Raw genomic sequence first — 22,593 nt, 5'->3', positions numbered from 1 at the left:
GGCACCGGCGTACACGTTGCGCAACCCGCCTGCCGCGTTCACCTGCGGACTCGACGACCGCTTCCTGCACCTGGCGGGCACCAGCGTGACGAGATGGCCGCCCGAACCACCCCACTGAGGCACCGGGATGCGTTCCGGCGGCTACCCACCAGAACGCGGCCTACTACATGGCCCGGACTGGCGACGCCCCGTCCGACCGCAACGCCGCAGCGACGGACCGACTGTTCCCACACCCGCTGTCCGACCGGCCCGACAACGCCTCCACCGACGACAGCGGTCTGGCGGCATCCTCAACAAGTACCGCCACGCTTCCTGACCTGCGTGGATGACATTTTCGGCAAGCACAGGGGGTACCAGGACACGCATCACGAGTCCTCCACCACCGCGCGCTGATCGAGGTTGGGCCGCTCCACCGAGAGCTGGTCGCGGGTGGTCCCATCCGCAGTTCGGGCGTGCGTAACGGCGTCCGCCGTCGGCACTACATAGGGAGCACCCGTCCTGCCCGCAACAGGTTCGGAACTGAGACTTTCGAATCCGCTATGGGAAGTTGGGCCGCATGAGCAGGTGGGATGAAGCGCTGCACCGGGTGGGTGAGCTGAACGACTCGGTACGCCCTGCCGAGGCCCAGGAGCTGCTCACCGGGATCATCACCGGCTGCTCAGACGCGGAGCTGCGGGAAATCGGGCCGCGCATCGACTCGGCGATCGCGGTCTTCCTGCCCAAACGCCGTCGCCGCTTGCAGGAGGTACTGGTCGGGCGCCTCCAGGTGCGCCGTGCCGAGTCCTCGGCGCTGCCCGTCCCCATGACGGACGACGGAGAGCACGCCGACGCGCACCGGGCCGCGGCGGTCGAGCAGCCGTCTTCACAGAACGGTGACGGACGCCCCATGGTGGCGCAGGCGCTGGCCACGATCGGGCAGCTGAACCGTACCGTGCAGCCGGCACGCGCCGAAGCGGAGTTCCGGGCGTTGCTGGGATCGGCGGACCCTGCGGACCTGTTGTCCTACACCGCCCAGCTCCACGCGTGCCTGGCGGGCTTCCTCCCCAAGCGCCGCCGGGCATTGACCGAGACTCTCGCCGAAGCGCTGCTCCGGGCCGAGCGCGCGGGGCACCGGCCCGAAGCGGAGGCCGACGACTACGCACACGACCCTGCTCCCCCGTCGACGGAGCTCGCCGAGTCCACCGAGTCCGACCGGGGCGTGCCGATCCCGGGCCCGCGGCAGGGGCCGCCACCGGTCGCTTCTCGGCCGCGCCCGGTGTTACCACCGGGCAGTCCCGGCCCAGTGTCCAGAGACCGGTCCAGCACGCCGCTGACGTACTCGAAGAACCGGCTCAGCGAAGACCTCGAAGACCTCGGTCGCCGGCACATCTTCCAGTGGGCGACGTTTTACCGCGACACGCTCTCCCAGTACTTCGAAGCCTTCCTGCCAGAGCTGGAGTCCGGTGACAAGCCCGGGCTGTGGCTCAACCTCGTGAAGGCCGGGCTCAGCCACCACGCGACGGACATCTTCCAGCGCGGGTACCGCTACCAGATGGGGCACAACACCGCTGGCGCGCACTACGCCATCACCAAGTCCCTGGCTGGCTTGCAGCGCTTCCTCGACCTGCCGCTGGAGTTCTACTCCGCCAGGCTGGCGGAGGCCCACCACTCCGGCACGACGCGGCATCTCAGGCAGCTCTGCTCGGCGATGACCTCGGGCATCTTGATCGGCTACTCGAACGCCAGGCTCGACACCGTGGGGAGCAAGATCCTGCCGCGCTTCCCCGGCTCGTGGGTACACGTGCTGCCCTTCCTCACCGCCGACGACCTGCGCGAGCTGATGGGCAACCTGCAACCCGGCGACCTCCTCGACGGGCTCCAGGACTCCGTGCTGCCGTTCGTCCGCGCGCTGGACGTCCTGCTGACCAAGGATCCCTCGGCCGCGCCGCTCCCGGCCCTGTCGCAGTACGCCGACGGCAACCGCCGCCTAGAGGTGTCCCTCCAGGGCGCACCCAGCACGGTGGGGTCGCGGCGTATCGAGGTGCACTGCTACACCTCCGCCAGGTTCGTCGACCGGCTTCAGATCGAGGAGGCTGCGGGGCGCGCGGTCGGCGCCGTCATCGCACCGCTGCGCGCTGACCTGCGGATCCAGTTACTCAGCGCGGAGCGGCTGTCCGACATCGTGGTGGCCACCGGCGGCGGCGCGGCGGCGGAGGAACCGCACACCCGGCTCGTCGCGCTGCTGGAAGACCTCGTCTACGAGACGAAGTCCGCCTCCGGGCAGCGGCCAATCGACTTCAACTTCGCCGCCGAGTTCCCACTGGAGAGCCCGTTCTTGACCCGGTACAGCCACGTCTACCGGACCAGCGTGCGCAGACTCATGCAGTCCTTCGAGCGCCGCAACGGCGTGCGGCTGTGGTGCAGCGTGCGGCGCAGCGGCAAGACCACCGCATGCGCCACCGACCTCGGTTCTACCTCGGGCCAGTCCGTCGTGGTCGCGCAAACCTGCGACTCGACCGGGCAGATGGCCGACGGCGACGTGTTCTACGGTGCAATACGCCGGGCGTTGAGGTCCGGTGACCGGCTGGACGAGGACTTCGTCGGCAGCACGGTCGCGCAATGCCTGTCGGCTTCGACCGAAGCCCGGGTCGTGCTGGTGCTGGACGAGTATGAAACGCTGTTCGGCGACCTGCGGACCTCGATGATCCGGGATCCGGGACTGCGCTACACCGTGGTCCAGCCCCTACTCAACCAGCTGGTCGCTTTCACCCGTGACAACCTGCTCATCTTCATGGGACAGCAGCCCAACGCCCACTGGATCCTCACCGACCAGAACCAGCTCAGCCCGGTCGTCATGCAGGACCCCTTCCCGTTGTTCTCGCACGACGCCGCAGCCACCTCGGTGAGCGAATTCCATGAACTGGTGCAGAAGATGATGAGCAGCCACGTGGACCTGCACCCGGACTTCGTGAACCTGGTCTATGCCGAGACCGGTGGCCACCCGTTCCTCACCGGCAAGCTGCTGGTGTCGTTCTGGGACTGGCTCATCGACAGCCAACGCCCCTCGTCCTGCCTGGCCCCGGTGACCCCCGAGCTGTTTGTGGAGTTCACCAACTCCTGCCTCGGCCACGCCTCCATCGTGCACAACCACCACTACGAGATGTTCAAGCGAGCGGCGGCCGACCATCTCTCGCCGACCGGTCGTGCCAACGAACCGTGGCTCCACTCGGTGTACTCGGCGCTGCGCGCGCTCGTCCTCGCCTCACCAGAGACCTTCTCGTTGCCCCTGCAGCAGTTCATCGCGCTTGCGGAGCGCACCGGCGCCGGGACGTCGCCGGAGGACCTGTTGTCGACCGCGACCCGGGCGAACTTTCTGATGCTCGAATCGGGCGTGGTGCGTCCTCGAATCCGGCTGCTCGGGCGCATCGCCGCCGCAGTCCGGCCGTTCTAGGAGGCGGGATGCGCACAGGGGACCCGGAACCCACCAGGGTGGCCGAGACGATCGCCCGGCTCGACTCGACAGCCGACGCGCCATTGAACACCTACTGGCTGAGCCTCGCCGGCGACCGCAACGCTTACGCCGCCCGCCTGCAACCGCTGCTGCTCGACCGGGGCATCGGCGTCCTAATCGTCAGGAGCAGCGGCTTCACCAACGCCAACGCGCTCATGCTCGACTTGGTGGGCCTGCTGGAGCGCAACCGCCCGGAGTTCCTGGCAGTCCTGGCGCACCCGCGCCCGGACCCGCACCGGATCGGTGTCGTGCTGCTGGCCCGTCGCGAACTGGAGATTGGGCAGGGCTACTCGCCGGTGACCTGGCCTGACTGGGTGCCCGGCGTGGGAAACCTGGAGATCACCTGCTTCATCACCGACGTGACGCGGCGGATCGAGGCGCCGCTCGACGCCGACGAGATCGACATCACCCGCGTGCACCGGGCCGTGTTCGCGCTGGAGGAGGCACTCGTCCGGCGGTTGGTCGCCGTGCACCGACGGGGCCCTGCGCAGCAGCAGCCGTTCTTCAACCGGATCCGGAGACGGTCGGACCCGGACTGGTCTGCTTTCCTGGCCGGCGCCGTAGAGGCGGTGGACGAGGTGCGCACCACGGACTCGTACCGGCCGAACGTGAAGAACGGGAAGTCCGTCGTGTCCCGGCTGTGGGACCTCGCCCAGAACAACTCGCCGCGGATGCTGGTCGGGGTCGACGCCGAACTCGCGACCGCCCTGGGGGCGACCGGCGGTCCGGTGCCAGCGGAACCGTGGGAAGGGCTGATGGCGGTGCTGGCGCGCACGCCTGGCAGCCACGGCTCGCCACCGGAGCGGTTGTGCCGCACCATCCTGCTGGCTGTCCCAGCCGCGTGCCAGTTCCTCACCTGTGTCGCGCATGCGGAGGACTACCAACAGTTCCCGGTGAACCTGCTGACCGCCGTGGTAGACGATCTGTACCGCACGCTGGTGGGCGCCGAAACGTTCCTGAACCACCTGTCCGACGACCGGGCCACCCCGGGCGTGCCCCCACTCCGCCCAGGGGAGAGCGATGAGTCCATCTGACGAGGGTGTCCTGTTGATCGACTGGGAGAACCTGGCCGGGGCGATCCTGGGACGCGGGAAGGTCGTCGAGCGGTCCTACATCGACGACCTGTGGGCGTTCGCCAGCCGCCGGTGTGGTGACCGGCTGCACCATGCGCACATGGCCGCCGCGAAGTTCGACGGGACGATCTCCGCGGCCATGCGGGAGCACATGATCGAGCCGGAGACAGTGCGCAGCACCAAGGAGCAGGCGGACATCGTCCTCACCGTGCTCGCGATGGACTACCTGCACGCCGGTGTCGGCCAGTTCTTCCTCGTCACCGGCGACCAGGACTTCATACCCCTGATCTCACGCCTGCGCCGGGACGGGCGCAAGGTCACCGTCGTCTACGGCGACCCGGGCAAGCTCAGCGGTGAACTCCGGCAAATCCTCACCACGCCCGGCCTCGAGTCGGTCGACATCGCCGAGGTCACCGTACTGCGCGACCGTAAGACCGACACCGGGTGCCGGTCTCTGCTGGGACTGCTCGAACTCCAGCGTCGCGGTCACATCCTGGGCGGCAAGGAGAAGGGTGAGCGCACCGCCCTGCTCGTCCAATGGGCGGTCATCGAGAACGACGACGAGAGCCGGTACTGGTCGCTCATCGACGCACTGGCGGAGAAGGTGCTGCGGATCGATGCGGCATTCCCGGGCAAGGGGGGCGAGTGGCTGTCGAGGTCGGCCACCCGCACCTACGTCAAGCTCACGCCGGAGCACCTGGCCGACATCGACGCGGCGGACCACGCGATCCGGCGGCTGTCCTCGCGGCCGCGCGGGCTGACGATGGCGAGCATGCGCACCGGCCCGTTCCGCACCGACAACGGCACTCTGCTGGACCGTGTGATCGACGGGCTGCTTGCGGTAGGACTGGTGCGCCGCGAAGCCGACGGCACCTTCTCGATCGTCGGACAGCCGCTCCAGTTGGGATACCTGGAGCACCTGTGGCGCGTATACGCCGGGCTCACCGCAGAGTGCTACCGCAGGCGCACCGCGAGCGTCCCGTTCGGTCAGTTGGAACCCCTGCTGGGCAGGCGCGGCATCGGGCAGGGCGCCGACCAGCGGGCCGCAGGCCGGATCAAAGAGGCGATCGCCTACGCGAAGGCGACCGGTGTGATCGATGTCGTGGCGGTGGACGGCCGCCGGCACGCGATGGCACCGGACAGCGCCCTGTCCCGGTTGTTCGAGCAGGCGTACCAGGCGCTGTACGCGGCGTTCTCCGACCGGTTGGGTCAGGCCGTCGCGGAGGAAGACGTGTTCGCCGGCATGGAGGCCAAGGACGAGGCCCGCGCCATTCCGCTGTTCGGCTACGACCTGCGGGACCGGCAGCGCCTACTCCGCATCCTGGCCCAGTCGCAGCTGGTGGTGTGGCGGGACAGGCACGTCACGATCGCGAAGTCCGGTTGGGGAGACGCCGGGCTCGCGCTGCGGCGGTGAGCGTGCGAGCCCGACGCGCACGCACGCCCCGGCGCCCGGCTCCGCTGGGCTTGGTCGCCGTCGTGGTCGTCGCCGCCATCGGCGCCGCGGTGTGGTTCGCGGCGCGCGGACCGGACGGGCGCGCCGGGGCGGTCGTGGGAGCCCTGTCGGCTCTCGCCTCCGCCACCGCCGCGCTAACCGCGCTTCACCTGTCGCGCGAGGCGCTCGCCCGCACCGACCGGCAACTCGCCCACGCGCGCCGGACACTCGTGATCAGCCGTCACCCGCTCCTGCTCCCGGTACACCAGTCGGTGTCGTTCCCAGACTTCTCCGGGAACCTCGCGGCGCACCCGCCGACGCGGGAGCGCTTCGTGCTCACCCCGCCCGCAGTCGGCTCCTACGCCTTCGTCGAGGACACCGGCGACCGTTTCCTGATCCCGGTCGAGAACGCCGGCGAAGGGCCCGCGCTGCGAGTCGCCGGCAGGCTGTGGCGCTCCGACGGCCGCAACGGACCACTGGTCGGTCCCACCGTCCTCGGCGCAGGCAAAGTGGCGGTCTTCACCGCGAGGCTCGGCAGCGATACCAGTGGCCTGCCCGCGGCGTTCGAGGAGGCTGTTAAGGCCTTGGGGGGATCGCCTCGAACGGTCTTCTACTGGCTGGAGGTGTCCTACGTCGACGTGTTCTCCACACCACTGCGGGCCGATGCCTTCTTCGATCCTCGGGACCTGGGCGCGTGGCACCACGTCGCCATCCCGGCAATCGAGATGGACGAGTCGTGATCCGACCTGGTGAGAACGCGCGAACGTGCTATGCTAGTTACAGGGGAGCGGTGGATGATCCGATGTGAACAGTTCTAGCATCTGGTCCGAACCGACTCGACACCCGGCCCCAGCCACCCAGTGGTTGGGGCTTTCGTTTTGCCCTCCACTCTGCTGTCCCGTCCCGGACCAGCCTGTGGGATTGTGCCTGCCGATAACCTCATCCACGCAGGTAGAGGAGGGTCTGTCAAACGAGCGGTTCTGTCACTGATTGCGTGATCAACGAGTTTGGGTGACCGCTGGTGGGTGCTGAGGAGCCTGTGATCATGGGCGGAGTGTGATCGTGACTGGTTGGCAGCGCTGCTGCCGCACCTTGCCGGTGTGGTGGTGGAGCGGGTCGAGCGGACCTCCTCGGGTGTGGGGATCTGGGCGTGCACGAGGGTGAGGACCGCACGCTGCCCTTCCTGTGGTGTCCGGTCGGGTCGGGTACACAGCCGCTATGACCGGAAGTTGGACGATGTGCCGGCGACGGGCCGGCCGGTGGTGCTGCGATTACGGGTGCGCCGGTTCTTCTGCGACGACCAGGGCTGCGTGGTGGGGACGTTCGCCGAGCAGGTCGAGGGTCTGACCGTCGGGCACGCGCGGCGCACCCTGTCGTCGCGCACTGCGTTGGAGTGCATCGGATTGGCGTTGGCGGGCAGGACCGGGGCACGTCTGGCCGCAGGACTCGGTCTGCCTGCCAGTCGAAGCACGCTGCTGCGGTTGGTGCACGCCCTGCCCGATCCGCCGGTCGGGGCGGTGGAGGTGCTGGGAGTCGATGACTTCGCCCTGCGGCGTGGTCGCCGCTACGCAACCGTGTTGATCGACGCGGTCACCCACCGTCGGGTCGATGTGCTGCCAGACCGCAGGGCCGCGACCCTGACCGCCTGGCTGCGCGAGCATCCCGGCGTGAGGATGGTCTGTCGGGACGGCTCGGCCACCTACGCCGAAGCCGTCCGCCAAGGCGCCCCGAACGCGATCCAGATCGGCGACCGGTGGCACATCTGGAGCAACCTGGTGGCGGCGGTGGAGAAGACCGTAACTGCCCACAGCACGTGCTGGTACGTCCGACCGGCACGGCGCACCAAGGCCGCGGAGGAGCGGGCCCTGCAGCGGCACGCCGCGGTCCACGGCCTGCTCGACCAAGGCGTCGGGCTGCTGGAATGCGCACGACGACTCGGGGTGTCGCTCAACACGGTCAAGCGCTACGCCCGCATCCCCTCCGCCGAGGATCTGCGGCGTCCGCCGCCCTACCGGCGCAGCATGGTCGACCCTTACCGCGACCACCTGCGTGCTCGCCTGGCGCAGCAACCCGACGTCCCGGTCACCCACCTGCTCGCCGAGATCCGCGCCCTGGGCTACCCCGGCAGCGCCAACCTCCCGGTCCGTTACCTCAACCAAGGCCGCGCCGAAACCGAACGCGTCCCACCCTCCCTGCGACGCCTGCGGTCCGCGGTGATGGCCCAGCACAGCCAGCCCGCTTCCCGTATGGCCAGCGCCGCCCAGCCTTTGGCGTCCAGCCGTTCCCTGGCGGCCAGGCGCCCCGAAATGAAGCCCACGTTGTTCACGTACTGGCGTGCCACGTCCACGAACGTTCGCGCCTCCGCCTCCTTCGCGCCCGCAGCCTGCCGCACGATCCGCGGCAACGTATACCGCTCGAACGCGGACGCCTCCTCCACCACAACCCGCATCATCCCCAGTTCGCGGTCGGCCTGGCGGATGGTCCGTCCGGCCGACCGCTAGCTCAGCTCGTCCGGACCGAACCGGTCGTTCTGCAGCGCATCCTCTACGTGCTACATACCAACATCCGCTGGCAGAACCTGCACGGAGACGCGGCTTCAACTCGGCCATGTACCCTCGGCGGCGACTGGCGAACTGCTCACCCGACCTCGGTCATGGCATAACTGATCGCCGCGCTGAGCAGCGCACGGTGCCGGGGGGAGTGGGCGAGTCGGACGACCGACCCGCCCTGCGAGCGATCGTGCTCGATCGCCCAGTCGAGCAGTTCCCTCGGACTGGTCTGGGGCGCATAGCGCCATAGGTCCGGTTTCACAGCACCGGCGGAGCCTTTGATCGGAGCGGGCAGCGTGCGTTCGACGAACTCAAGCAGCGTGTCCAGCGATTGGAGGATGGAAACGCACGACCGCAGCGCTCCTGGCGGGGCTGCCTCGAGCACTTGGAGCAAAGCAAGCAGTTCACTGGGACTGCGTCCGGCGCGCTCGCGAATCTCAGCGAACAACCGCTCCTCAGTCATCTCTCCCGCGACGATGCTAGCGGCGATGACATCCTCCGACGCGAGCTTATGCACGGGCTGTTTCATCAATCCAAACCCTACGATGACGACAATGATGAGCGCCGGGTAGTCAATATTCTGTTCAATGTCACCACGGATCGGCAGGTCCACTGGCAGGATCGCGAGTACAGCGCCCATTATGATCAGTAGAATTACTTTCGGCGTCGAGCGGAGACCTCGCAAGCGATCCAAGACCGCGTCGGCATGGTGACTCCATTGCTCGCGATAATGCGGAATCGCACGCAGCACTCCCTGAGGGAAGATCCATGGACGTTTACCAAATGGGTCATGGATAACGGCGGCGATCATCGCCAACGGCCAACTGAACACCCAGAGCAGAGTTATATTTTGCAGGAGATTGCCGGAAAAGGTCACCACAGCGAGAGTCAGACTAAGGGCAGCCGGCCCACAGACAAATCCACCGACGTACGTCAGAACTCTAAGCCCTCGGGCCTCAAAACGCCCCAGTGAGGCTATCCCTGCTCGCAGGCGCCAGGCGAGCAGGGCCAGCAGTGCTCCCGAGCCGTAGAGCATGAGTCGGAACGGGATATCGGCCGCATTCGTTGCATAGGCCGCGAGAACGATGGCCAACCCGAGCGAGGTTGGCATCGCTGTCGTGACGACCCCTTCGAGGACACGCGGTAAGAGACCACGCCCCTGGTCGGAGCTCGGTAGCATGTACACCGGCCCGTCGGCACAGGCACCCACAGCGCGACTCAGCATGACCACGCGCTCGACGTACGTCAATTCATCGCCGAGCTGCATCGCGATATAAGAAGTGGTCCGTCGATCGTATCTAAGCGTAATGGCCTGCCGGTATAACTCCAGAACCTGCGTCGCCGTGCACAGGGAGACGAGTGCAGCTGCGGCTTCCCGTTCATGCTGGCCGCCGCCGAACACCGCCTGCCACACCAGGCGGTCCGCCAGTTCCCTTAGCTCAGAAGGTATTAGTAGCCGGGGACGCGCACGATCGGCATCGCAGACGACCCGCAGCGCATGCAGTACTTCCGGCGACCAATGGAACGAACCCAGAGGCGGCAGTTCATTCGACGTAGTCGGCACATCGCACTGCATCCTGACCAGATCGGTGACCCGTTCCATCACGCGGGCTGCGTACGCGTCGTCGGCGCGTGTCAGAACCGCCAAGAGCACCTCACGGGCCGCTTCCGTGCGGACCATATCGAGGATCATGCTGTCCAGCCGGTGCCGCAACATATGACTTGCGGCCAGGTGTGTGCCGACGACTGAGAATCGGAACGCGAACGCTCCGCGTTCAATGCGTCCTAGCCGAACTGTCAGGAGTGCCGCCACGTCGTCCACCGGGGATCCCATCAACAGATGATAGGCAACATATTCCGCTTGTTCGCGCGATGGCTCGTCAAGCGGCCCTGGATCCGATTGCCGATCAATGCGGCTTCCAATGAACGATTCGACGGCTTCTTCACCGGCATCCAGATGTGCGCCGAACTTCATGAGCAAATCCGGCGTTCTGAGAAGTTCGGGCGGGAAACGTGCGTCGGGTAACGCCATGCCCTGCTTCGCCAGCAGTTCGCGTACCTGGTTCCGGTCAGGGGGACACACGACGAATACCGGATGCGCACCGAAGAAACCGTCACGGACCGCGATGACAGCGCGGTCGCGATCGCGATGCCGCATGAAGTTGCGCAGCGCCTCGAAGTACTCGATCTCTTGTTCACGAGTCAATTCGGCATTTAGGTCGAACACGAAGACCCAGCGCGGGCCGTTGACTACCGCGAGGTATGACTCCAACTTCGCAGCGAGCGCGGTGTTGCCCCTGGATACCGACCGCGCGAGATGGCTGCGGATGAGATCCTCGTCGATCGGACCGTCGACATCGGAAATACGGACCCTTACATGTACGACGAGCTCCCGCGGTCGGCGGTCCGATCGCACTGTGCGACAGATATCGGAGGCGAACTGCCACAAGGCGACGGTCTTCCCACTGCCGGCAGGTCCGGCGACAACGGACACAGATGCCGTTGGCATCCGGGTACTTCTTAACCGTGACGACGAAGGCCTACTTCTCCCGTACCATGTAACCTCCGTGACCCTTTCGATTCGCAACGGAACGTAATTCGACGCCACAAAGTCACTCGGTTCCTGCTCACGGTGAATCGCGCGGTCCACTGCATCGGCAATTTCCCGCAACACGGACAGGTCCGACGACGGGGTGAACAAAGCGGTAAGCGAGCCGACCACTATAAGAATGAGGCCAATCAGCAGAAACCCGGCCAGCACTCGGCCGTCAGCTTCCCACAGTCGCACTCCGCGCTCACGCAGTGCCACCACCGAAGTGATCATGGCGACCGCGCCCAACGCGGCCGTCAGCCAACCGAAGAGGGGGCGAAACGACCTTGTCTCACCACGACCGCGCACAAACTCGAACAAGAATGCCACAAACGCCAGCACGGACGCCGAACCGGAGAACCACTCTCCAACAGCCCCGACGGCCTCGACCACCGAACGTAAGTCCTCGGACACTCCACCCCCTGCTGGGTCGCCTGTACTCGTATCTGGGACAGCTACACCACCGTTACATCCCTCCCCGCACAGTCCTGCCACCCCAGCCTGATCGCCTACCTCGACCCACGCCCTCTACCACACCGGTCAAACGAGGCGCGTCCGGAGTGCGCACGTCCTACCAGTCATCACCGATCAAGTAGCAATCACCGGACTCGACATCCGCCGATGACAGTGACTGGGCGGCATCCTCATTAAATGCCGCGTCCGTCCAACCCCTGGGAGCAGCGCTGTGGGAGCAGATTGGGAGCCGCAGGACGCGCCCAACAGCACCCAACGACTCCCAGTCACGGTGAACTGCACCCACGGAACGTATTGGAGACTCATTTCCGCAGGTCAGAGTGCATGTTGATCTACGTTGACACAGTAGAAGTCCTCAGAGACGTCTTCAACTGCACCCAACGGCACGAAACCGCAGGTAACAGCACTCAACCGCACCTGCGACAAACCTCGAACATGAGTGACCACATACGGAACTCACGACACCAAGTGTGGTCACCGACCACTGGACAACCGAGGAACCCGTCAGACCCACCGACACCTCCAGCCGCGGCAAGCCCTTACCGAGCCCCTGCTCAACCATGTAGTCGATCGTGGCCGCTCGCGGCTCCCCGCCCGTATGGAACGAACTGGGGTCCGGGGGTCAGCGGACGTACTGGTGTGCCACGTCCACGGACACTCGCACTTCCGCCTCCATCGCGTCCGCAGCCTCCCGCACCATCGGCGGCAACGTACCCCGCTCGAACGCGGACGCATCCTCAGCTGGCGGTCGGCCTGGCAGACAGCGCGCAGTAGCTCAGCGGTGGCAGACCGGTGTGGTAGGCCGTCCATGAGGTGACCAGCAGGTTGGGGTTGGGGATGCGCGCCGTCCCGTGCCCACGGCGGTCAGACCGTCATGACGACCCCGGTAGTCGAACACGCCGTGCCCGTCACGGCATCCCGCGCACTGAAAGGGCAGGATGATGGGCATGCCTTCGTTGGTGAGGGCGCTTCCCTCCCCTGACTGAGAGCGAGATCCAGGTGGAACGGCAGTATGAGCACTTCGCCATCGTCACGAGAACCCCGTCCTGCGCTGCAGGATCCGGCGTCGTTCTGCCGGCGTTGAGTTGACGGGAGCGGGGCGGGTGCATGAGGAGGACGGACACGAGTACTCCTACCTCGCATGGGTGGACTGGGGAGCCACGGCGGACGACCCCACCGGGTTACTCCGCACGTGGGTGGTTCCCAGCGGGGCCGAGAGAGAGCAGCGTTACGTTCTAGGCACCGGCTGGCAGAGGAGCTACGTCCTGGAGGACTGGCACCGCGGGCGTCACGACGGCAGGTTCGACCGGATCGACCGGGCTACCGCTGAGCGGATCATCCAGCGCTGGGAACAGCGTCGTGTCGAGTAGGGCCCGGGGATCGTGTTCAGCCCTACGGCAGGCGGCGGTGAGAGTCGTGGCGGCACTCGAATCCGCCGGACACCGTGATATGGAACGACTGCCGACGGACGGCGACTGTCCAGCGCCCATACACGCCGGTCCGGGGCGAGCTCACCGGTCCGACCCATCACGAGGATCCGGTGCTGCGGTCATCGATCGCCCGGACGTGACACACCATGTCCGTCGCGGTGCGGCGGGAACCGCTGGTCGATCCCGATCCTCGCGTCCGCAGGGCGGCGACTGTCCATCCGCCCCCGCTGGCGCCCGTCGACCCGTATGCCGCGTGCCAGCCGATGAGGCCACCCGTAGCGGGAGGAGCGTCCTACGCCGACTACCCCGGTTCCTGGTCGACCTGCTCGACGACCACCACGACCGCCACCCCCACGCCCGCTTCGTCTTCACCGGAACCGACGGCGGCTTCCACCGACGCTCCAACTTCCGCCGCCGCGTCTGGCTACCCGCCCTTCGCGCCGATACCGCCACCGACCGACCGCGGATCAACCCCGACATGCACTTCCACGACCTACGCCACACCCACAAGACCTGGCTCATCGAACACGGCGTCCCCGAAGTCCTCCAGCACAAGCGCATCGGCCACAAGTTCCACGGCGTCATGGGCGTCTACTCCCACGTCACCCAACCCATGATCGACACCATGCTCACCGCACTCCAACACCGCTGGGAGCAAACCCAGGAGCAAACGGGGAGCACGAACCCATGACCACCTTCGCAAATACGGAGGTGGTCAAGATCATCCGCTCCCAATTGCTCCCCGCAACGATCAACGGCCCGCAGACGAAGATCGTCTACGAGCCGTTGACCTGCACAAACATACTGTGGGCGATACTGGGATCGAACCAGTGACCTCTTCGGTGTGAACGAAGCGCTCTCCCGCTGAGCTAAACGCCCGTATTCGGTTCTCACTCCCGCTCTCGCGGTGTGGCCATAGCTTACAACATCATCCCCGCGAACCAAAAATCGGGCTCTCCAACCAGGCCCACTCGAGCCCGAACCAGCCGCCGACCAGCGCGAACGCCCCCAGCAGCCAGCACGTCAACGCCACCACGAGCCCGGTAGCCGCGAGCACCAGGGCCTTCACCACGAGGTTCTGGCGCTTCAGCCACTCGACCCACGCGTCGTAGTAGCGCTTGGCGAACCGGAGCACCCGCCCCGCCCACTCGAACTCCGTGGCGAGGATCGCCAGTCCGGCGAAGACCACGAGCCACCCGGGACCGGGGTACGGGATCATCAACACGCCCGCGACCAGCACCAAGCCGCCGACCACACCGACACCGATGCGGTAGGTCAGGTTCAGCGCCGGGTTGCGCCGGAACCAGCTGCGGTGCTCCGCCCCCTCGGCGGTGTCCTCGCGATGCTCCGTGGTCATGCGCACATCATCGCTCATGCGTTCCTCACGCGGGGCCGACCTGGCCCGATGCCAGCACTTCGGACGGTGACGCGGGCGCCTCGCGGCCCGGTTCGAGCGAGATCGCGAAGCCGTTGTGCTTGTGCGCGTCCGGCGACCACCGCAGCAGTCGGACGTCCGAACCGTCCGCGGCGACGTCGAATGTGGCCAACGCCACAGGATCTCTGGTGCTGGTGCCCCACACCACATAAGTCTGCCTCGTCGCGTCGTTCGACGGGAGTCTCATCGGCATGACGGCGGCGTCGGCGTCACCGGACAGCAGCACGGCCAGCGGGTCACCGGTCTTCGCCCGGAGCACCGCACGGTTCGTCTCGGGGTCCGCGGCGACCTGGAGCGCGCGCTCCAACTGCTCGGCCCGCGTCCCCTGCTGCGCGACCTGGTCGCTCAGCCGGTCGAACTGCACGCCCGCGACGCCTGCCACCGCCACGACGATCAGCGCGGCCGCCGCGACGAGCGCCTTGCGCCCCCATCCGCCGGACGGACGACGTCGCCGCGAGTCCAGCGACACGGGCTCGGCCACGCGTTCCGGCGCCTGTTCCTGCGGGGTGTCCGCGATCGCGGCCATCAGACGGGACCGCAGGTGCTCGGGCGGTTCGTGCTGCCGAACCGATCCGCCCAGCGCGGCGGTCACCTCCTGGGTGGAGCGGACCGTCCGCCGGCACCGCTGGCACTCCGGCAGGTGGGCGCGGAACCGCGTCTCCTCGTCCGGTTCGAGCGCGTGCATCGCGAACCCGACCGCGAGCTCCTCTTGGGGGCACCAGTCGTCCCTCTGCTCCCGGGTCACCGGTGTGCTCCCGTCGTCCTGCCCGGCGCGTCTCCGCCGGTTTCCCCTGCCCATGCCGACTGCAGCACGGTCCGCAGCCTGCGTATCGCGGCGAACGTGCGCGACTTCACCGTGCCCAGGGGTATGCCGGTCAGCGCCGCGACTTCTATCTGTGTGTAACCGCCCAGGTACGCCAGGGCGATGACCTGCCGCTGGTCCTCGGGCAGCCGTTGCAGCGCCTCCCGCACCTCGGCGCCCACGACACCCGTCAACGCGGCGTGGTCGGCGCCGTCGGACGGCGGGATGTTGCGCTCGGACAGCTCGTCGGTCAGCGGGACACTTCGTCTACGCTGGGTGTTCTCCCGACGTACGGCGTCGACGGCGCGGTGGTGGACCACAGTCATCAGCCACGTGCCGAAGCCGCCGCGGGACCGGTCGTAGCCCGCCGGGTTGCGCCACAGGACCAGGAAGGCCTCCTGGACCACGTCCTCGGCCAGTCCGGGGTCGACGCAGATGCGCCGAGCCAGCGAGTACGCGGGCTTCGCGTAGCGGTCGTACAGGTCACCGAACGCCGCGCGGTCACCCGTCGCGACCCGTCCGACGAGCTCCACATCGGAGGGACGTCGATCGGGTTCCCGTCGCGGCGGAGCGGGTGAGTCAGCCACCAGAGAGGTCCTCACGTCCAACATTCGCGCAACAGCCGGTACCGGGTTCAGGTTAAACCCAGCAAGATGGGGACCAGCCCGACGGCGTGGACACGGAGCGCATCGAGGAGGTCGCCCAGTGGAGTTATATGGCCCCAATCGGGTGATAAACACCCTCGGTTCGAGCGTTCCTCGCCACATATACGTCACAAGTAGAGAACTCGGTCGTTCCATTGGCCGGAAGGGAGAAGAGGGTAACGACGATGCGCAATGACCACGTGACACTCCGCTCAACAGCGGTCTTCGACCTGCTGGCGCCGCGGACCCCGGCCGTCCCGGTGCAGGTGGAGCTTCGCTATGACACGAAAGACCCGTACGCGGTAGTCGCCGCGTTCCGCACCGGCCGTGCCGGGTGGGTCGAGTGGGTGTTCGCCCGCGACCTCCTCGCCGACGGCCTGATCGCCGACGCGGGTGACGGCGACGTCCGCATCCGACCGGCCGCCGACGACCCCGAGGTCGTGGTGATCGAACTCAGCTCGCCGTCCGGCCACGCCATGTTCGAGGCGTCCGCGCAGGAGCTCGCCGACTTCCTCGACCGGACGTACGACGTCGTGGTGCCCGGCAACGAGCACCTGTGGGTCGACGTCGACGAGGCCCTGACCCACCTGATCTCCAACGATCTGACGTAAAAGCGCAGGTAGCGGGCCTGCCGGGGGATCAAGGGACCCCCGATTTGATCCCACTGCGGTCCATGTAATAAAGTTCCTCTCGCACCGGGGAAGACCGGAACGACAGCCCCCAAAAGGGGAAAAGTTCCCAGAAATCCCTCGGAGCATGCGGATGTAGCGCAGTTGGTAGCGCATCACCTTGCCAAGGTGAGGGTCGCGAGTTCGAGTCTCGTCATCCGCTCGGCAGAGGGCCCCTTGGGCTCAGGCCATACTCCTGAGTGCTAGCCTTCGGGAATCATGGCGGAGTGGCCGAGTGGCTTAGGCAAGGGCCTGCAAAGCCCTGTACACGGGTTCGATTCCCGTCTCCGCCTCGGACGATTAGCTCAGCGGGAGAGCACTACCTTGACACGGTAGGGGTCACTGGTTCAATCCCAGTATCGTCCACCATAGATAAACGCAGGTCAGACAGCCCGTCGGTGATCTTCACCGGTGGGCTGTTCTGCTGTCGTGGGAGCAAATTGGGAGCAAACGATCTTGGCGTGATCGTCAGGGTCGAGCCGCTGCCGGTGGCGGTGGCGTTCCAGGTGAACAGCGACGGGGTGGAGCGTGGCGATGCGGGACCCGCTGCCACTGCCGCGTGCATCGGGATCTTCCATCCCCGGACACCCCGACCGGCAGGAGCGGTGCTGTCCGAATGCGTTAGGTTGTCCGACTGGAGGTGTTCAGCAGGGCAGCATCCCGATACCCAGTCCCGCCCGGTCTCGTGGCCGTCGCGGGGCACGGCCCGTCGAGGGGTGCATCGATGACACGTGACCAGGACGTCTCCGTCCGCACACTGGCGTCCGAATTGGCCCGGATGGGCAGGTTGATCGAGGACGAGGAGCACGAAGCCGTCGGGCGCCGGTTCACCGAACACCTGGTCCGCACCGTCCCGGGCTGCGACCTGGCCTTCCTCGCGGTCGACCGCCGAGGTGAAGTCGACATCGTCGCGTCCACCGGTCACCCGCCGCTCGACCTCTCCGCGGACGAGGGCGATCCGGTCCGCGAGGTGCTGCGCTACCGCGAACCGCGCCGCCTGGGCGACACCGGGCAGGACCACCGCTGGCCGCTGTTCGCCTCGCGCCTCGCCGTGCACGGCCACCGCAGCTGCCTCGCGCTGCCCCTGCCCACCGACCACTCCCCCACCGCCGCGGCTGTGCTGCTGTCGCGGGAATCCCACCGGTTCAACGACCACTCCTACGACATCATCCTCATGATCGCCCTGCACGCCGGCGTCGCCCTGGACAACATCGAGGTGCTGCGCCACAGCAAGCAGCTGGTGCGGCACCTGACCACGGCGCTCGACACCCGCCACACCATCGGCCTGGCCCAGGGCCTGCTGATGCGCCACTTCGCCCACGACACCGACCAGAGCTTCGCGCTGCTGCGGCAGGCGTCCCAACACACCAACCGCAAGCTGCGCGACATCGCCCACGACCTCGTCGCCGCACACGAACGCGGCAACTTCGACGAAGCACTGACCCGACACCGCATCACAGCCGTCGCACTGCCATGACCTCCGACGCACACCCGGTATGACCGGATCAGCTGAGGCAGCCGGCGACCACAGCAGCTTCGGCGACGGGGCCACCGGTGCGAGCGTCGCCGCCGAGTCCCGCCCACGCCAGCGCTGAGCCAGCCGGACGCGGGAGCCTGCAGTCCACGCGCGTCGGCACCGGCCGACTGGGTACCCGGACACCGACCGCGGAGGTGTGGTGATGACGACGTCGTTCGAGTGTTCCGCAGAGGTGTCCGCGCCGGTGGCCGTCGCCTATGGGCGCTGGCTGGAGTGGGTCGCCGAGCCGGGCAGCGAGATCATCCAGGAGCGCCCGCACGAGTTCGTCGCCTGGCGGGCACCGTCGGTGCCGCCGCGCACTGGCACGGCGACCTTCCACGCGGTCGACGACTCCACCACCAGGCTGGACCTGCGCGTGGTGGTCGAGCCGCACGGCGTTTACGAGGAAGTCCTCGCCTCGGCCGGGTTGACCACCCCCGACACCGACCTCGAAGGCTTCAAGGAGTTCGTCGAACACCACCACGACGCCATCCAGCCGCACCCCAGCCATCGAACCCCGACCGCCCCGACCAGGTTGCCCGGCATCGGACGGATCATGGGCAAACCCTGACCGCCGTCGCCCCGCCGGGGTCGAGGCGACGCTGTTGGAGTCGCTCTGTCCCCCTCTAGGTGGGAATCGTCTTGCCGGTGACGAACGGAAGCCCTCGCGGCGTCACTTCTCTCGGTCACGATCGCCCGCAATCAGGCAACTTGCGGTCGTTCGAGGGAGTCGACGTGGTCGAAGTGCTGTGCCTCGGAGAGTCGATGGCCCTCCGGCGTATGACGGTCATCTGACCGTGAGCCTCTCCCCCCCCGACTCGTCGGCACCGCGATACGCCAACGCCTGGTCGACCGGCACGGACCTGGGCGAGTTCCGGTTCCTCGCCAGACCCGCGTTCTGATCATCCGGCCGTCAGCTGACCGTGCAATCCGCCACGCCCGCATGACGGTGACGAACCGCTGCGGCCAAGGCCGGTGCCCGTCTGTGTCCACGCGCCGCCCAGAGCGAGGACGATCCTTGCCCTGCGCGCGTCGTCGCGCCCGGTAACCAGAGTAAGCGGCGCGGCACGTTCCACATCGGCATCCGCGGGCGGAGTAGCGGAACACGTGCTGTGATCGCCCGGCTTCTCGGACGAGGGCCGAGGGCGTCCCGGAGCGACGGTGTTCGCGCGGGGTGGCGTCGTCTGGCAGGCTGGGGGTGGGCCCGAGCGGGTCGCAAGGCCGTTGTGGGCGGGTTGTCGTGCGGCGGCGAGTCTGAGATTCGAGTGAGGTGCAGGCGCCCGCACGGGGGCCGACGAGTTCGTGGTGGAGACCAGTCCTGCCGTCCGGTCACCGGGAGGCGTGACCGAGTTCGGGTGGTTGCGCGCGCCTTGTCCGGCCGTGCTCGCCGACGCGGCGGGCGTGGTCCAGGCCGTGAACGAGGCCGCGCGGGCGGTGTTCGGTGACGCACGGCCCGGTCTCGCGCTGTCCGACCTCGCCGACTGGCTCAGCCCGGCGCGCGGTGAGCCGGTGCGCGGGCTGCTCGGTGACCGCAGCTTCGAGGCGCACGCGGTCGGCCACGACGACGGCACGGTGACGTGGTGGCTGGTGGAGGACACCGACGTGCGGCTGGCGCGGGAGGCGCTGCGCGTCGAGCGGGAGCGCACGGCGCTGCTCGGCGAGGTGTCGTCGGCCCTGCTGACCTCGCTCAACCCCGAGCGGTGCATGAAGATCACCGCCGAGCTCGCGGCGGGTCACCTGGCCGACGCGGCGTGGGTCGTCGCACCGGGCGGCCTGCGCGACCACCCGGTCGCGTGGTGCGTGCGCGGCTCCGACGCGGTGCACGTGCGGATGGCGCTCGACCCGCGTGACGTCGCCGGCCTCGCCGAGGCCCTGCAGGGCTTCCCGCCGGTGCCCTCGCGCTGGATCGAGCCGTCCTCGGCGCCGTCCTGGCTGGTGCCGGAGGGGTTCGGCGAGGTGGGGTCGATCGTCGTGACGCCGCTGCCCGGCCACGGCGTCCCGGCCGGCGCGCTGGTGCTGCTGCGCCGGGTCGAGCGGCAGACGTTCAGCGAGGGCGAGGAGTCGTTCGCGCGGCTGTTCGCGGCCCGCGCCGGCGCGGCGATGTCGGCGGCGCGGATGTTCACCCAGCAGCTGTCGATCACCGAGACGTTGATGCGCGAACTGCTGCCGCCCATGCTGCGCAGCGTCGACGGCGTGGAGTTCGCGGGCCGTTACCGGCCCGCACTGGACACCGAACGCGTCGGCGGCGACTTCTACGACGTCCACCGGGTGGAGGGCGGCGAGTCGCTGGCCGTGCTCGGCGACGTGTGCGGCAAGGGGCTGGCGGCCGCCGTGATGACCGGCAAGGTCCGCACCACCCTGCGGGCGCTGCTGCCGCTGGCGAGTGACCACCGGCGGATGCTGAGCCTGCTCAACGGCGCGCTGCTCAGCGAGCACGACACCCGGTTCGTCACGGTCGTGCTGGCGTCCGTGGCCAGGGTGGGCTCCGAGGTGCGGCTGCGGGTGACCAGCGGCGGGCACCTGGCGCCGCTGGTCGTGCGGACGACCGGCGAGGTGCACGAGGTGCCGACCCGCGGCACGCTGATCGGGGTCCTGCCCGAGGTCGACGCGGTGACCGCCGAGGTCGTCCTGGCGCCGGGCGACACCTGCCTGCTGTACACCGACGGGATCACCGAGGCGGTCGGCGGGCCGGTCGGCGGCGAGATGTTCGGCGAGGACCGGTTGCACCGGGTGCTCGCGGCGTGCGCCGGCATGCCCGCCGACGCGGTCGTCGAGCACGTGCACATGATCGCGTCGCAATGGATCGGCGCAGGCGGTCACGACGACATCGCCCTGCTGGCGATCACCGCGCCGCGGGGCAGGCACCTGACCTCGGTGGCCGACACGGGACAGGGGACCGCATGAGCACGACCACCGAGCAGGCGGCCGGCTGCGCGCTGCGGCTCTGGGACGCGGTCGTGGACGGCGACGAGGACCGCGCGGCCGAGGTGGTGCTGGGTGCCCTCGCCGGAGGGCTCGACGCGGAGACCGTGCTGCTCGACGTGGTCGGCGCGGTGCAACGGCGGGTCGGCGCCGAGTGGGCCGCCAACCACCTGACCGTCGCCCAGGAGCACGCGGCCACCGCGATCAACGAGCGCGTGGTCTCGTCGTTGGCCGCGACCGTCGAACGCCCGCCGGTCAGCCGGGGCAGGATCACGGTGTCGTGCGTCGACGGGGAGTGGCACGCGCTCCCCGCGCGGCTGCTCGCCGAGGTGCTGAAGCTGCGCGGCTTCCGCGTCGACTACCTGGGCGCGCAGGTGCCCGCACCGCACCTGATCACCCACCTGCACAGCACCGGGCCGGACGCCGTCGCGCTGTCCGGCTCGCTGGCCACCCGGCTGCCCACCGCGCACGCCACCATCACCGCCTGCCAGGCCACCGGCGTCCCCGTGGTCGTGGGCGGTGCCGCGTTCGGCCCGGACGGCCGGTACGCGCGGCTGCTCGGCGCCGACGTGTGGGCCCCCGACGCCCGCGCCGCCGCGGACCGGTTGTCGACCGGCCCGCTGCCCCGTCCGCGCGGCGGCTACCAGCCGATAGACCACCTGCCGCACCTGGGCGACCAGGAGTACACGATGGTGTCGCGCACCAGCGGACAGCTCGTGAAAGCCCTCTACACCGGCCTGGAGCGGCGGATTCCCGCGATGGCCTCCTACACCGAACTCCAGCGCCAGCACACCGCCGAGGACCTCGCGCACATCGTCGACTTCTTCGCCACCGCGCTCTACACCGACGACGACGCGCTGTTCACCGGTTTCCTGACGTGGACCGCCGACGTCCTCGGCGCCCGCGGCGTGCCGGCGGGGCACCTGCTGCCCGCGCTGGCCCTGCTCGCGACCGAGCTGCACGACTTCCCTCGCGCCAGGCGCATCCTCGACGCCGCGCGCGACGAGCTGTCCCGCGCCCTCTCCCCCGGACCTGCCGCATGAACCCGCAACCGCTGAACTGCACCCTCGCCATCGTCGACGCCCACACGGCGCGCATCGCCCTGTCCGGGGACATCGTCTACGACAACGGGGACCGGCTGCTCGACGTGGTGGACGAACTGTTCGCCCGGCACGGGGTGCGCACGGTCCGGCTGGACTGCGGCGGTGTCGGCTTCTGCGACTCCTACGGGCTGTCGACGCTGCTCGCGGCCCATCGTCGGGTCACCGCCGCGGGCGCGCGGCTGGTGCTGGACAACCGGCGGCCCGCGCTCGACCGCCTGATGCGGCGGACCCGCACGTTCCACCACCTCACCGGCGCCGTCGAGCGACAACGCGAGGAAGCCGACAGCTGAGGCCACGCCCCGTCACCCGGCCGCGACCGGGCGACGGGCCCGCGTGGGCGCCTCACGTCTTGCGCACGATGATCCGCTGCGACGCGATGAACACCGGCAGCAGGGCGCCGAATCGCCTGTCCTGAACGCACCGACCGGGTCGCCCGCCGCGCGGCTCTGAGCTCACGCGGCGGGC

The 22,593-nt window shown here is 68.3% G+C and carries 17 protein-coding genes and 4 tRNA genes; 16 read left to right on the top strand and 5 right to left on the bottom strand.

The genetic code is table 11. From position 1 onward, the window contains the following. Positions 1-556 precede the first annotated feature (556 nt). The 5 genes from ACRAKH_RS13020 (at position 557) to ACRAKH_RS13000 (ending at position 8,496) form a co-directional block, all read left to right on the top strand. Positions 557-3,430 carry a hypothetical protein gene (locus ACRAKH_RS13020; RefSeq protein WP_380719401.1) on the top strand — a complete coding sequence of 958 codons (2,874 nt, stop codon included), beginning with the start codon at positions 557-559 and terminating at the stop codon, positions 3,428-3,430. 8 nt (positions 3,431-3,438) lie between these two features. Continuing rightward, on the top strand, positions 3,439-4,524 hold the full coding sequence (locus ACRAKH_RS13015; RefSeq protein ID WP_380719403.1) for a hypothetical protein: 1,086 nt from the start codon (positions 3,439-3,441) through the stop codon (positions 4,522-4,524). Further along, on the top strand, positions 4,511-5,977 hold the full coding sequence (locus ACRAKH_RS13010) for an NYN domain-containing protein (RefSeq protein ID WP_380719405.1): 1,467 nt from the start codon (positions 4,511-4,513) through the stop codon (positions 5,975-5,977). Before ACRAKH_RS13015 ends, ACRAKH_RS13010 begins: the two co-directional genes overlap by 14 nt. A gap of 62 nt (positions 5,978-6,039) precedes the next feature. Further along, on the top strand, positions 6,040-6,735 hold the full coding sequence (locus tag ACRAKH_RS13005) for a hypothetical protein (RefSeq protein WP_380719407.1): 696 nt from the start codon (positions 6,040-6,042) through the stop codon (positions 6,733-6,735). A 360-nt stretch (positions 6,736-7,095) separates the two neighbouring features. Next, on the top strand, positions 7,096-8,496 hold the full coding sequence (locus tag ACRAKH_RS13000) for an ISL3 family transposase (RefSeq protein ID WP_447009968.1): 1,401 nt from the start codon (positions 7,096-7,098) through the stop codon (positions 8,494-8,496). A gap of 136 nt (positions 8,497-8,632) precedes the next feature. On the opposite strand, the gene ACRAKH_RS12995 is transcribed toward ACRAKH_RS13000, so the two are convergent. Continuing rightward, complete coding sequence (locus ACRAKH_RS12995; RefSeq protein WP_380719409.1) at positions 8,633-11,527, bottom strand: hypothetical protein; 2,895 nt, start codon at positions 11,525-11,527, stop codon at positions 8,633-8,635. Positions 11,528-13,291: 1,764 nt separating this feature from the next. On the opposite strand from ACRAKH_RS12995, the gene ACRAKH_RS12990 reads away from it, so the two are divergent. Beyond that, positions 13,292-13,729, top strand: coding sequence for a tyrosine-type recombinase/integrase (locus tag ACRAKH_RS12990; RefSeq protein ID WP_380719411.1), 438 nt, complete (start codon positions 13,292-13,294; stop codon positions 13,727-13,729). After that, positions 13,726-13,872: a hypothetical protein gene (locus ACRAKH_RS12985; RefSeq protein WP_380719413.1), complete on the top strand. Its 147-nt coding sequence runs from the start codon at positions 13,726-13,728 to the stop codon at positions 13,870-13,872. Before ACRAKH_RS12990 ends, ACRAKH_RS12985 begins: the two co-directional genes overlap by 4 nt. Here the strand turns inward: ACRAKH_RS12985 and ACRAKH_RS12980 are convergent. The 4 genes from ACRAKH_RS12980 to ACRAKH_RS12965 form a co-directional block, all read right to left on the bottom strand. After that, a tRNA-Val gene (locus ACRAKH_RS12980) sits at positions 13,846-13,917 on the bottom strand. The two genes, ACRAKH_RS12985 and ACRAKH_RS12980, sit on opposite strands and share 27 nt — an antisense overlap. 49 nt (positions 13,918-13,966) lie before the next feature. Then, positions 13,967-14,395 (bottom strand): TIGR02611 family protein, encoded by a 429-nt coding sequence (locus ACRAKH_RS12975; protein ID WP_380719415.1) that lies wholly within the window; start codon positions 14,393-14,395, stop codon positions 13,967-13,969. Between the two features lie 25 nt (positions 14,396-14,420). Then, positions 14,421-15,218: an anti-sigma factor gene (locus tag ACRAKH_RS12970; protein ID WP_380719417.1), complete on the bottom strand. Its 798-nt coding sequence runs from the start codon at positions 15,216-15,218 to the stop codon at positions 14,421-14,423. Then, positions 15,215-15,862, bottom strand: coding sequence for an RNA polymerase sigma factor (locus tag ACRAKH_RS12965; RefSeq protein ID WP_380719419.1), 648 nt, complete (start codon positions 15,860-15,862; stop codon positions 15,215-15,217). Before ACRAKH_RS12965 ends, ACRAKH_RS12970 begins: the two co-directional genes overlap by 4 nt. 242 nt (positions 15,863-16,104) lie before the next feature. Here ACRAKH_RS12965 and ACRAKH_RS12960 point away from each other — a divergent pair, with 242 nt between their 5' ends. The 9 genes from ACRAKH_RS12960 (at position 16,105) to ACRAKH_RS12920 (ending at position 22,418) form a co-directional block, all read left to right on the top strand. Continuing rightward, complete coding sequence (locus tag ACRAKH_RS12960) at positions 16,105-16,530, top strand: SsgA family sporulation/cell division regulator (protein ID WP_073893954.1); 426 nt, start codon at positions 16,105-16,107, stop codon at positions 16,528-16,530. Between the two features lie 147 nt (positions 16,531-16,677). Further along, positions 16,678-16,750, top strand: a tRNA-Gly gene (locus ACRAKH_RS12955). A gap of 58 nt (positions 16,751-16,808) precedes the next feature. Beyond that, positions 16,809-16,880 (top strand) — tRNA-Cys (locus tag ACRAKH_RS12950). A gap of 1 nt (position 16,881) precedes the next feature. Further along, positions 16,882-16,956: transfer RNA gene (locus ACRAKH_RS12945), tRNA-Val, on the top strand. A gap of 355 nt (positions 16,957-17,311) precedes the next feature. After that, entirely contained in the window at positions 17,312-18,064 is a 753-nt protein-coding gene (locus ACRAKH_RS12940; RefSeq protein WP_380719421.1) for an ANTAR domain-containing protein, read from the top strand. Positions 18,065-18,266: 202 nt separating this feature from the next. Then, positions 18,267-18,674, top strand: coding sequence for a hypothetical protein (locus ACRAKH_RS12935; RefSeq protein ID WP_380719423.1), 408 nt, complete (start codon positions 18,267-18,269; stop codon positions 18,672-18,674). A gap of 770 nt (positions 18,675-19,444) precedes the next feature. Then, a complete protein-coding gene (locus ACRAKH_RS12930; RefSeq protein WP_380719425.1) occupies positions 19,445-21,007 on the top strand; it encodes a PP2C family protein-serine/threonine phosphatase in 1,563 nt (520 codons plus the stop codon). After that, positions 21,004-22,068, top strand: coding sequence for a cobalamin B12-binding domain-containing protein (locus ACRAKH_RS12925; RefSeq protein ID WP_447009839.1), 1,065 nt, complete (start codon positions 21,004-21,006; stop codon positions 22,066-22,068). Before ACRAKH_RS12930 ends, ACRAKH_RS12925 begins: the two co-directional genes overlap by 4 nt. Beyond that, positions 22,065-22,418, top strand: a complete 354-nt coding sequence (locus tag ACRAKH_RS12920; protein ID WP_380719429.1) for an STAS domain-containing protein — start codon at positions 22,065-22,067, stop codon at positions 22,416-22,418. Before ACRAKH_RS12925 ends, ACRAKH_RS12920 begins: the two co-directional genes overlap by 4 nt. Positions 22,419-22,593 lie beyond the last annotated feature (175 nt).

This window comes from Saccharothrix hoggarensis (assembly GCF_052936025.1).
Note: the sequence above shows the minus strand (reverse complement) of the source record. Positions and strands in the feature narration are given on the sequence as shown.

Bases quoted from the DNA above. Each gene is read 5' to 3' on its own strand.
- ACRAKH_RS13020 (WP_380719401.1), top strand. From the start codon at position 557: ATGAGCAGGTGGGATGAAGCGCTGCACCGGGTGGGTGAGCTGAACGAC.
- ACRAKH_RS12975 (WP_380719415.1), bottom strand. From the start codon at position 14,395: ATGACCACGGAGCATCGCGAGGACACCGCCGAGGGGGCGGAGCACCGC.
- ACRAKH_RS12935 (WP_380719423.1), top strand. From the start codon at position 18,267: ATGACGACGTCGTTCGAGTGTTCCGCAGAGGTGTCCGCGCCGGTGGCC.
- ACRAKH_RS12925 (WP_447009839.1), top strand. From the start codon at position 21,004: ATGAGCACGACCACCGAGCAGGCGGCCGGCTGCGCGCTGCGGCTCTGG.
- ACRAKH_RS13015 (WP_380719403.1), top strand. From the start codon at position 3,439: ATGCGCACAGGGGACCCGGAACCCACCAGGGTGGCCGAGACGATCGCC.
- ACRAKH_RS12940 (WP_380719421.1), top strand. From the start codon at position 17,312: ATGACACGTGACCAGGACGTCTCCGTCCGCACACTGGCGTCCGAATTG.
- ACRAKH_RS12985 (WP_380719413.1), top strand. From the start codon at position 13,726: ATGACCACCTTCGCAAATACGGAGGTGGTCAAGATCATCCGCTCCCAA.
- ACRAKH_RS12960 (WP_073893954.1), top strand. From the start codon at position 16,105: ATGCGCAATGACCACGTGACACTCCGCTCAACAGCGGTCTTCGACCTG.
- ACRAKH_RS12920 (WP_380719429.1), top strand. From the start codon at position 22,065: ATGAACCCGCAACCGCTGAACTGCACCCTCGCCATCGTCGACGCCCAC.
- ACRAKH_RS13010 (WP_380719405.1), top strand. From the start codon at position 4,511: ATGAGTCCATCTGACGAGGGTGTCCTGTTGATCGACTGGGAGAACCTG.